Here is a 10,235-nt window from a genome sequence, read left to right as displayed (position 1 = left end):
CCACAGAATGATGTCACGCTGAAAATGCCGGCCTTTGAATGGGTTCATGTGCAGCTCCATCAGCAAAAGGGGATGATAAGTTTATCACCACCGACTATTTGCAACAGTGCCTTCTGAATTATTACAATAGCGTCAGGCCTCATAATTACACTGTGGGTTGACGCCGGAAGAATCAGAGAACAGATACCGTTCTTACTGTAAAACGTGGCTAATATTAATTGAGCACTGCAGTGTTCAGAGCACAAAGAAGAAAAAAGATGTGTGCGAATGCCTGTAATGTGTTAAAAGAATGTTCCGCGTTTCCGGTACGCTTTTCGTAACTAACAATGCAGGGTGACGTAACGCTGGTTGTGCCGGAAACGCGTCCCTCCCCCTAACTTTCCTGTTTGGATTTGCCCCTATATTTCTGGATTATCCGACAAAACCGGCGTGAAGTATTACTCTCGTCGCCCAGCACCATAAGGATAACGCCCATAAAATCATGAAACTTTTCTTCCAGATTGGATACAATCAGGCCGAAACGGTGATGAATATTATCCAAATCTGATGGTTCGTAGCGTTTTCAGCCCCCAGATTCTGAGTTGCCTGTAGGGATGATTTCAATTCCCGATTTGTCTATCGCATAGAGAAAAAGAATTTCATTTCTGTTCACCAGAACCCATGTAACCCACTCCAATTCGTTATTTATCTCACTGATTGCCCTTCATTTATCTCATTGATGCACCGAAAGGTAAAACTGCCATCCGGTGCATCACGCTCGATGCATCAAATCCTGATAAATCCCCGTCAGTATTCCTTGTAAGCTAAATTCTCTTTTTATCCACTGAGTGACTTGACCGCTTGCCGAATGCCTGGTTGCCAACAGCATTCGTGAATCCTGACGTGGGTTGTGGATCTGCCGTGTCACCAGCAATGACTTTTCCATCGCTTCACGCACCATATAGTCTGGCAGAAAACCGATTCCCTCCCCCAAGATCTGGCACTGAAGCTTAGTATTAAAGTCGGGAACCAGAATCGACTCTTGCCCGTGTAACAGCCAGCCGACTTTTTTGTTTATAGTGTTTGCAGTGTCTTCCACCATGATGTTCGGGTACAGACGTAACTGACTCTCAGAAATGGGCTCAGGAATAAACGCCAGCGGATGAGCCGGAGAAATCGCGAACAACCAACGAATCATGCCGATTTCAATGTAATCAATTCCACCACCGTCCAGTAACGTATCGGGCGCGCCAATGGCGATATCAGCCTGGTTATTAATGAGTGAATCCCAGACGCCATTATACACCTCTGTAGTAATAGCTATCTGGCAGGTTGGAAAGTGTTCCCTGAGCACTTGCAGAAGCCGAGCTGTATGCTGAGGGGTATACAACAGTTGATTAATACAAATGCGCACCCGGGATTTAATTCCCTGAGCGATGGCATCAACTCTACGTATGATGGAGTGGTAATCGTTGAGCAGGTCAGTTGCTTTGCAAAAAAGGTAGTGCCCGGGCTCGGTCAGCTCAATGCTACGGGTAGTTCGGGTAAAAAGCACCACGTCAAGCCCCATTTCCATACGCTTGATAGTGTAACTAATTGCCGATGTGGTTAAGCCCAGTTCCTTCGCCGCCTTGCTGAAACTTCTATAGCGGGCAGCCATAGTAAATGCCAGTAAGTTTTCTTCCGTAAATATTGAATTCATCTTTCTTTCCTCTGGCGACAATACACATACACAACATGATGATTGTTGAATGTATTTGTAATTCTTATAACCGACAATCAGTTTTGAAAAAACTAACACCGTATTTACATTTAATTTGAAGGAAATCACACATCTGAATTTTAATTACAGGCAGCTATCCGTGCTGCAGACCACCTTTATTTATATGACTGCGAATTAATGGCTAAAATATCCCCAGCTATAATAGAAATATTGCACTATATCACACTCTCTTATTATTGTTAATTTTGTTTCAATAATTCATGGTCTAATGATGAGTAAATTTTAAATGGATGGTGCTCTATGCATTCTGTTGCTATTCTTGGCTTGTTATATTTGTAAAATCTTAAAAAGAGCAGGAGATCGATTATGTCCAATAAAGAACTCATTACAGAATTTCTGCTGGCGGCAGAACAAGGTAATTCCGATGGATTAAAATCATGCCTTGATAAAAAGGTTGATATTAATGCGACTAACCGCGAGGGGCGTACTGCAATTATTATTGCCAGTCTGAATAAACATTATGACTGCGTTTCTTTATTGATTTCCGCAGGTGCTGATATTAATAAACAAGATCAAACTTGTTTTAATCCCTTCCTGATTGGCTGCCTGAATAATGATTTAACACTGTTGCGTACGGTATTACCGGCTAACCCCGACCTTAATTGCCTAACCCGTTTTGGCGGTGTTGGTATTACACCTGCCTGCGAAAAAGGCCATGTCGAGATTGTACGTGAATTGCTGATGCGTACTGATATCAATGTCAACCATACTAATTTTGTTGGCTGGACGCCGCTCCTAGAGGCCATCGTGCTGAATGACGGCGGTGAAAAGCAGCAGGAGATCGTCAAACTGTTGCTTGAGCATGGCGCAAACCCGCACATGACGGATAAATACGGTAAAACCCCGCTGGAGCTGGCGCGAGAAAAAGGCTACCACAAAATTGCCGAGTTGCTGATTTCGGCTGGAGCCTGACAACAGGAGCACGATTATCGCTATATTATCACGGCAATCTTTTCGGGCACTAACCGCAGACTGCGCGTTTCTCACTTTTCGGGGAATGGGCCAGGTTGAACAGGTTTTTTCCCATGCGGTAAATCTGTTAATACCTGAACAGCAGCGACTGCTGACGTTACTGAGTGAGGATTGTGATAACGCACCTAACAGTTGTCGTTTAGCACTGACACATTATGAAGACCTTTTTCACCCCGGTGAACAGGTCAATTTTAGCGGGTCTGGAATAACTGTTGGAAATGATAAATGGATAGAAATAACCGGTTGTCAGATGTGGCGAATACCACGGTGGACATCTGATTCAGCAAGCCTTGCCAAAGTCGGCTGGCAGCATTGGGAAGAGTTTATCCGCCAACAACTAAGAAGCAACGACACATTATTTCTGTACCAGGGTGACAATCCATTTTATCAGGAAATTTCTCGCCAATTACTCAACCGCCGAAAAAATTTGCTGAAGGCGTTGTGTACAGGAGAAAACATCACTGCGGCAGTCAACCAGTTAATTGGTCTTGGAATAGGGCTGACGCCATCATCGGATGATTATTTAGTAGGTTTAAGCACTATTTTATTTATTCAAGGACATCCACTAAGGAAGTATAGATACGATTTCTTAGCAGCATTACAACTTGCAGGAAATAACATAACGCTTCTCAGCAAAATAACGTTAGAGGAAGCATTTAATCAGCGTTATCGGGAAAGAGTCGGACGGCTACTGAACCAATTTATTACTGAGCCACAACCCATTTCTACGCAATATGTTACTGACATAAAAAATATAGGCTCAAGTTCTGGATGCGACATGCTGTATGGCATGGCGGATGCCTGCGCCCTGAGCCACAGGTCCGGAGGTAATTATGTCAATCAGGATAGTTGTAAAAAAAAACACGTATTTTGATTCTGTTTCACTGATGTCTATCTCCACGCGCGCAAATAAGCTTGATGGAGTTGAGCAGGCATTTGTTGCTATGGCGACAGAGATGAATAAGGGGGTGCTGAAGAATCTCGGTCTGCTGACCCCTGAGCTGGAAGAGGCGAAAAGTGGCGATCTGATGATTGTCATTAAAGGTACCAGCGAGGAGGCGAACGAGCGGACGCTAATAGCGATTGATGAGCTGTTTGCGCATAAAGAACAGGGAGGCCAGCACGAAGCACGCTATGCCACGATTGCCAGTGCGAAGAAGCATGCTCCAGAGAGTAATCTGGCGGTGATCTCTGTCAATGGCCTGTTTGCTGCTCGTGAAGCTCGTCAGGCACTACAAAATAACCTCAATGTTATGCTGTTTTCTGACAACGTCTCTCTTGAGGACGAGCTGGAACTCAAGCATCTGGCACATGAAAAAGGGTTGTTGATGATGGGGCCTGATTGTGGAACCGCCATCATTAACGGCGCAGCGTTGTGTTTTGGCAATGCAGTGCGTCGCGGCAACATCGGAATCATTGGTGCCTCCGGTACGGGTAGCCAGGAGCTGAGCGTACGCATTCACGAATTTGGCGGCGGGATTTCCCAGCTGATTGGGACAGGTGGACGCGATATGAGTGAAAAAATTGGCGGCCTGATGATGCTTGACGCGATTAGCATGCTGGAGGCCGATCCACAAACTGAGATCATTACGCTTATATCCAAACCTCCTGCACCAGCGGTAGCCCGTAAGGTGCTGGAACGTGCGCGCACCTGTCACAAGCCTGTGGTGGTGTGTTTCCTCGGACGTGAGTCCACCCCTGCGGATGAAGAAGGCCTACAGTTTGCCCGCGGTACTAAAGAGGCTGCCTTGAAAGCGGTACTGTTGACTGGTGTGAAAAAAGAGAGTCTGGATTTGCATCCGCTCAACTGGCAGCTGATTGAAGAGGTTCGCTCCCGTCTGACTCCACAACAAAAGTATATCCGTGGCCTGTTCTGTGGTGGCACGTTATGCGATGAAGCGATGTTTACTGCCATGGAAAAACTCTCGGATGTGTATAGCAATATTCACCCGAATCCGGCGTTCCGCCTTACAGATCTCAACCGTAGCGTGGCGCATACCTTCCTCGATTTCGGCGATGATTATTTTACCAACGGCAAACCACATCCGATGATCGATCCCACCAATCGCATTACCCGGCTCTTGCAGGAAGCACAGGATCCTGAAGTTGGCGTGATCGTGATGGACTTCATTCTTGGATTTGGATCACATGAAGATCCGGTTGGAGTGATGCTGGATACAATTGTTGAAGCCAAAGAAATTGCTGCCGCAGACGGTCGCCCGCTTGAGATCCTCGGCTATGTGCTGGGAACCGACCTTGATACACCGTCGCTGAAAAAACAGTGTCAGATGTTGACCGATGCCGGGGTTATTTGGGCAAGCAGTAGCACCAACACCGGATTACTGGCACGTGAATTTATATTTAAAGGGGAGGAAGGCTGATGAGCCAGACACTGTTTAATCAGCCGCTGAACGTTATTAATGTCGGTATCGAAATGTTCAGCGATGACATGAAAAAGCAGAATGTACCGGTAACCCAACTTGACTGGACACCGCCAGGCCAAGGAAACATACAAGTGGTAACGGCACTGGACGACATTGCCGCTTCACCACTGGCAGACAAAATTGCAGCTGCTAATCAGCTGGCGCTGGAACGCATTATCCAGTCGCATCCTGTGCTAATTGGCTATGATCAGGCGATCAACGTCGTGCCGGGTATGACCCGTAACACTATCCTTCACGCCGGGCCGCCAATCCACTGGGAAAAAATGTGCGGCGCAATGAAGGGCGCAGTAACCGGGGCTCTGGTATTTGAAGGACTGGCGAAAGATCTGGATGATGCCGCCGAACTAGCTGCTTCAGGTGAAATCATCTTCTCTCCGTGCCACGAACATGACTGTGTCGGCTCAATGGCGGGTGTCACGTCTGCATCGATGTTTATGCACATCGTCGAGAACAAAACCTATGGAAACCGCGCATATACCAATATGAGCGAGCAGATGGCAAAGATCCTGCGTATGGGCGCTAACGACCAGAGCGTTATAGAGCGTCTTAACTGGATGCGAGATGTACTGGGACCTATGTTGCGCGATGCTATGAAGCTGGCGGGCGAAATCGATCTGCACTTGATGTTAGCGCAGGCGCTGCATATGGGCGATGAGTGCCATAACCGCAACAACGCCGGGACGGCGCTGCTGATTCAGACGCTGACGCCGTGGATTATTCAGACTGGCTACCCTGTTGAGCAGCAGCGTGAGGTGTTCGAGTTTGTCCTCAGTAGTGATTACTTCTCAGGACCAACATGGATGGCAATGTGTAAAGCCGCAATGGACGCTGCGCACGGCATTGAATACAGCACCGTGGTGACAACGATGGCACGCAATGGTGTTGAGTTCGGTCTTCGTATTAGCGGTTTGCCGGGCCAGTGGTTTACCGGTCCGGCGCAGCAGGTGATTGGGCCGATGTTTGCGGGCTATAAGCTAGAGGATTCCGGACGTGATATCGGTGATAGTGCAATTACCGAAACCTACGGCGTTGGCGGTTTCGCTATGGCGACGGCACCAGCTATTGTGTCACTGGTGGGCGGAACAGTTGATGAAGCTATTGATTTCTCACGTAAAATGAGAGAAATCACTCTCGGAGAAAACCCCAACGTCACCATTCCCCTGCTTGGTTTTATGGGCGTACCGACCGCTATCGATATTACGCGTGTAGGCAGTACAGGCATTCTGCCGGTAATTAACACAGCCATTGCGCACAAAGACGCAGGGATCGGCATGATCGGCGCAGGAATTGTTCACCCGCCGTTCACTTGTTTTGAAAAGGCGATCCTCAACTGGCGTGACCACTACTGCCAATAACAATAACCGGGGCTAACGCAGTTAGCCCCACAGTAGCGGAAAACGTTGTTTACCTTCAGGGCTGGGCGATCTCCATGATCGCAAACGATGCTTAACCTGTTAAGGAGATTCCATGAACAGCATAAAACTAGAATGGAAACGTGGTGACTGGGCGGCTTACTTTGGACTGATGACCAACAATCTGACTAACCTGCTGACAATGATGGGTCTGCTAATTTTTGTCGTCGGAATCCCTACTGAAATTGTCTATGGACGCATTGCGCCTGCCTTTGGTCTTGCAGTGCTGGCGGCCAGTGTCTGCTACTCCTGGTTTGGTCTACAGATGGTGAAGAAAACCGGTCGTAGCGATGTAACGGCGCTGCCGTCTGGACCGAGCGCACCCTCAATCTTTACCGTGACATTCCTAGTGCTGATGCCGGTTTATCAGCAAACCAAAGATGCCAACTTTGCTATTCAGATAGGATTGGTGTGGTGCTTTGTCGAAGCGTTGATCCTGGTCGGTGGATCCTTCCTGGGTGAGACTATCCGCAAGATGATCCCGCGTACAGTGCTGCTTTCTTGTCTGTCCGGACTGGGGTTATTACTGCTGGCAATGAACCCGATGCTGCAAGCGTTCGAAGCGCCGACAGTTTCTTTCATCGTCCTGTTATTGATCTTCATTAACTGGTTCGGTAAGAAGCCGATTTTTCCCCATATTCCTACCGGTTTGCTGTTGCTGATTGCTGGTACGTCCCTAGCGTGGATATCCGGTTTACAAAGCCCGGAAGACATTAAAGCGTCGATGTCTTCCTTCGGCTTCAACCCGCCGGAAATTCATGTAAGGAGCTTCCTGCAAGGTTTGCCGCACGCTCTGCCATATCTGGCTTCTGCAGTTCCTTTGGGCCTGGCTAACTACATTTTTGACCTCGAGAACATTGAAAGTGCGCACGCGGCTGGTGATGAATACAACACCCGTAAGGTCATGATGGCGAACGGCTTTGCCTCCATGCTCGGTTGCATGCTGGGTAATCCGTTCCCGGTAACCGTATATGTTGGGCATGCAGGCTGGAAAGCTATGGGCGCTAGTATCTGCTATACCCTCGCATCAGGCATCACTATGTTTCTGGTGCCATTGTTTGGGTTGGGCGCGTTTATGCTCGCCATTATTCCCATGACTGCTATAGTGCCAATTCTGGTTTTTATCGGTGTGGTAACCGCCAATCAGGTGGTGCGAGAAACTCCTAAAGTCGAGGTTCCCGTCATTTTCATCTGTCTGTTCCCATGGGTCGCCAACTGGGCATTGACCATCGTTAACAGCGTGATGGGCGCAGCCGGAACATCCGCTGAGAAACTTGGTAGCGACCTGTTGCACAGCAAAGGCGTCTATTACGATGGACTGATGCATCTGGGAAGCGGTGCACCGCTGGCCAGCATGCTGTGGGGATGCATTGCTATCTTTGCCATTATGAATAAGCCGCTGCGCGGGGCGATAGCTGCATCCTTTGGAGCACTGTTATCGCTGTTTGGCGTGATTCACTCCCCAGCGGTTGGCTTTGCGGAAGGCAGCTCGATTGTGTTTGTTGTGGCCTACCTGATGATGCTTGCTATGTTTGCCCTCAAGCATGTTATTGATAGCCGTGAAACAGTGGCTGCGTCTGAGCAGGAAGAGACTAAAACGACCTGAATAGCCTGCAAACGGAAGATAATTCTATGAAAGAACTTGTGGTCGTTGCCATTGGTGGCAACAGCATTATCAAAGATAACGCCAGCCAGTCGATTGAGCATCAGGCGGAGGCGGTGAAGGCCGTCGCCGATACGGTTCTGGAAATGCTGGCTTCCGATTACGACATTGTGCTGACCCACGGCAACGGGCCGCAGGTCGGTCTGGATTTACGCCGCGCGGAGATAGCCCACGAGCGCGAAGGGCTCCCCTTAACGCCGCTGGCGAACTGTGTGGCGGATACGCAAGGCGGCATTGGCTATCTGATCCAGCAGGCGCTGAACAACCGGCTGGCGCCTCACGGCGAGAAAAAAGCCGTCACCGTGGTGACTCAGGTGGAAGTGGATAAAAACGATCCGGGGTTTGTCCATCCCACCAAGCCCATCGGTGCATTCTTTAGTGAAAACCAGCGTGATGAACTACAAAAGGCAAACCCTGACTGGCGTTTTGTTGAAGATGCCGGACGGGGCTATCGCCGCGTGGTCGCCTCGCCGGAACCGAAACGTATTGTCGAAGCACCTGCCATTAAGACTCTGATCCAGCAAGGCTTTGTGGTGATTGGCGCGGGCGGCGGTGGCATTCCGGTGGTGCGTACTGACGCAGGGGATTACCAAAGCGTGGACGCGGTTATCGACAAAGATCTCTCTAGCGCGCTACTGGCTCGCGAAATTCACGCCGACATTCTGGTGATCACCACCGGCGTGGAAAAAGTGAGTATTCATTTTGGGAAACCCAACCAGCATGCACTGGATACAGTGGATGTCCTAACGATGGCCCGTTACATGCAGGAGGGTCACTTCCCGCCTGGGAGTATGTTACCGAAGATTCTTGCCAGTCTGGAGTTCCTGGAACGTGGAGGTAAAAGAGTGATTATCACCACGCCTGAATGCCTGTCCGCGGCACTGCGTGGCGAAACAGGCACCCATATTATCCACTCCCAAGAGGAGACGTAAATTAAGGAAAGCGACCGCCGCCGTGAATTTTTAATGTTCATTGCAGATTATCGTGGGCTGGAAATGATAACGGTTGGGGAGTTATTGTTTAGTTGCTAAAACAGAACGATAACCAACCCCAACCGTTCTCAATTTCGAATACTATCTTTTCCATTTATCTCTGGATAGGCTTTGACGTCGTCCCTACTGAGTAAAATCCCCCTCATCATCCACCTAAAACCGATTGAAAACGGTCATTACTCTTGTGGCAAACAGGCTAAAGCCGTTCACGATGCTTCACTTCGCACCTTATCGTAATGAACAATACTGGTATTTCCAGTTCAGTTACGCCTACCCGTCTACCGCATTCTTTGCCCTAACTACGGCATAGTTCGGGATTATATCAGCTGGCTAAAGCCTTATGCTCATCAGACCACATGACTCATTGAGCATGTTGAGGCGTTACTCAAAATCTTGCCGATTAAACATATTTCGTAATTTCTTACCCTGCACTAGCATATCATCAATACTATCGACAAACGTCAGTTGCAAATAGAGGTCACAGGGTCTGATTGATGTACTGCCAAGGCCGGGTCATGAAAGAGTTTGCCCTGTTCAAAGCTCATCGTTACGCACCGTCGTAGCCGATGCGGATACTCATCAATCCTCTGGATAGGTGAGGTGCGTAGTAGAGAAGCTCGGTCGTTTTTCGTTAATCTGAATCAGTACTGTCAACATATTCAAGTCGTTAATATGGATATGAATACCTCCTTTGACCTAGAGGTACAGATGCACTACCCCCCAAGCTGTCAACGACGGATGAAAAGTGGCTCTTCCGCAACCTGGATGGAGATTTTCATGCCAGTGGACTCATGACCCTCTGCCTGAGTAGTTCAAATCCGGCTCGACCATACATCTGGCCTTTCAGCATTTTTAGCCGATTTACATGACTTTCGACACCCCCCATTATTCCAGCGACTGCTGATTGCCTCACATATAGCCGCAGCATCAGCTGCCATCCTTGCAGCCACGCGCCGAAGTTACCACTTTCTCGTTGCTCTTTTAACCACT

At 48.6% G+C, this 10,235-nt stretch carries 7 protein-coding genes and 1 pseudogene; 6 read left to right on the top strand and 2 right to left on the bottom strand.

What is annotated here, in order from left to right; translation table 11 throughout:
- Positions 1–751: 751 nt before the first annotated feature.
- A complete protein-coding gene (locus ACJHYR_RS25900) occupies positions 752–1,681 on the bottom strand; it encodes a LysR substrate-binding domain-containing protein (protein ID WP_001084376.1) in 930 nt (309 codons plus the stop codon).
- A 387-nt stretch (positions 1,682–2,068) separates the two neighbouring features.
- Between ACJHYR_RS25900 and ACJHYR_RS25895 the strand changes: the two genes are divergently transcribed.
- From ACJHYR_RS25895 to ACJHYR_RS25870, 6 genes are all read left to right on the top strand, one after another.
- Positions 2,069–2,674 carry an ankyrin repeat domain-containing protein gene (locus tag ACJHYR_RS25895; RefSeq protein ID WP_000066154.1) on the top strand — a complete coding sequence of 202 codons (606 nt, stop codon included), beginning with the start codon at positions 2,069–2,071 and terminating at the stop codon, positions 2,672–2,674.
- Between the two features lie 85 nt (positions 2,675–2,759).
- Positions 2,760–3,608, top strand: coding sequence for a DUF2877 domain-containing protein (locus ACJHYR_RS25890; protein ID WP_000531854.1), 849 nt, complete (start codon positions 2,760–2,762; stop codon positions 3,606–3,608).
- Entirely contained in the window at positions 3,568–5,115 is a 1,548-nt protein-coding gene (gene fdrA / locus ACJHYR_RS25885) for an acyl-CoA synthetase FdrA (protein ID WP_000027750.1), read from the top strand. Before ACJHYR_RS25890 ends, fdrA begins: the two co-directional genes overlap by 41 nt.
- On the top strand, positions 5,115–6,533 hold the full coding sequence (locus ACJHYR_RS25880; protein ID WP_000084168.1) for a DUF1116 domain-containing protein: 1,419 nt from the start codon (positions 5,115–5,117) through the stop codon (positions 6,531–6,533). The genes fdrA and ACJHYR_RS25880 overlap by 1 nt, the downstream gene beginning before the upstream one ends.
- Positions 6,534–6,645: 112 nt before the next feature.
- A complete protein-coding gene (locus ACJHYR_RS25875) occupies positions 6,646–8,196 on the top strand; it encodes a hypothetical protein (protein WP_001084509.1) in 1,551 nt (516 codons plus the stop codon).
- A gap of 26 nt (positions 8,197–8,222) precedes the next feature.
- On the top strand, positions 8,223–9,185 hold the full coding sequence (locus ACJHYR_RS25870) for a carbamate kinase family protein (protein ID WP_000661609.1): 963 nt from the start codon (positions 8,223–8,225) through the stop codon (positions 9,183–9,185).
- 835 nt (positions 9,186–10,020) lie between these two features.
- On the opposite strand, the pseudogene ACJHYR_RS25865 reads toward ACJHYR_RS25870, so the two are convergent.
- A pseudogene (locus tag ACJHYR_RS25865) lies at positions 10,021–10,201 on the bottom strand (ISL3 family transposase); the annotation flags it as partial.
- Between the last annotated feature and the right edge of the window lie 34 nt (positions 10,202–10,235).

This window comes from Escherichia sp. WS1450, from assembly GCF_046487395.1.
In the GTDB taxonomy this organism is placed as follows: domain Bacteria; phylum Pseudomonadota; class Gammaproteobacteria; order Enterobacterales; family Enterobacteriaceae; genus Escherichia; species Escherichia coli.
Note: the sequence above shows the minus strand (reverse complement) of the source record. Positions and strands in the feature narration are given on the sequence as shown.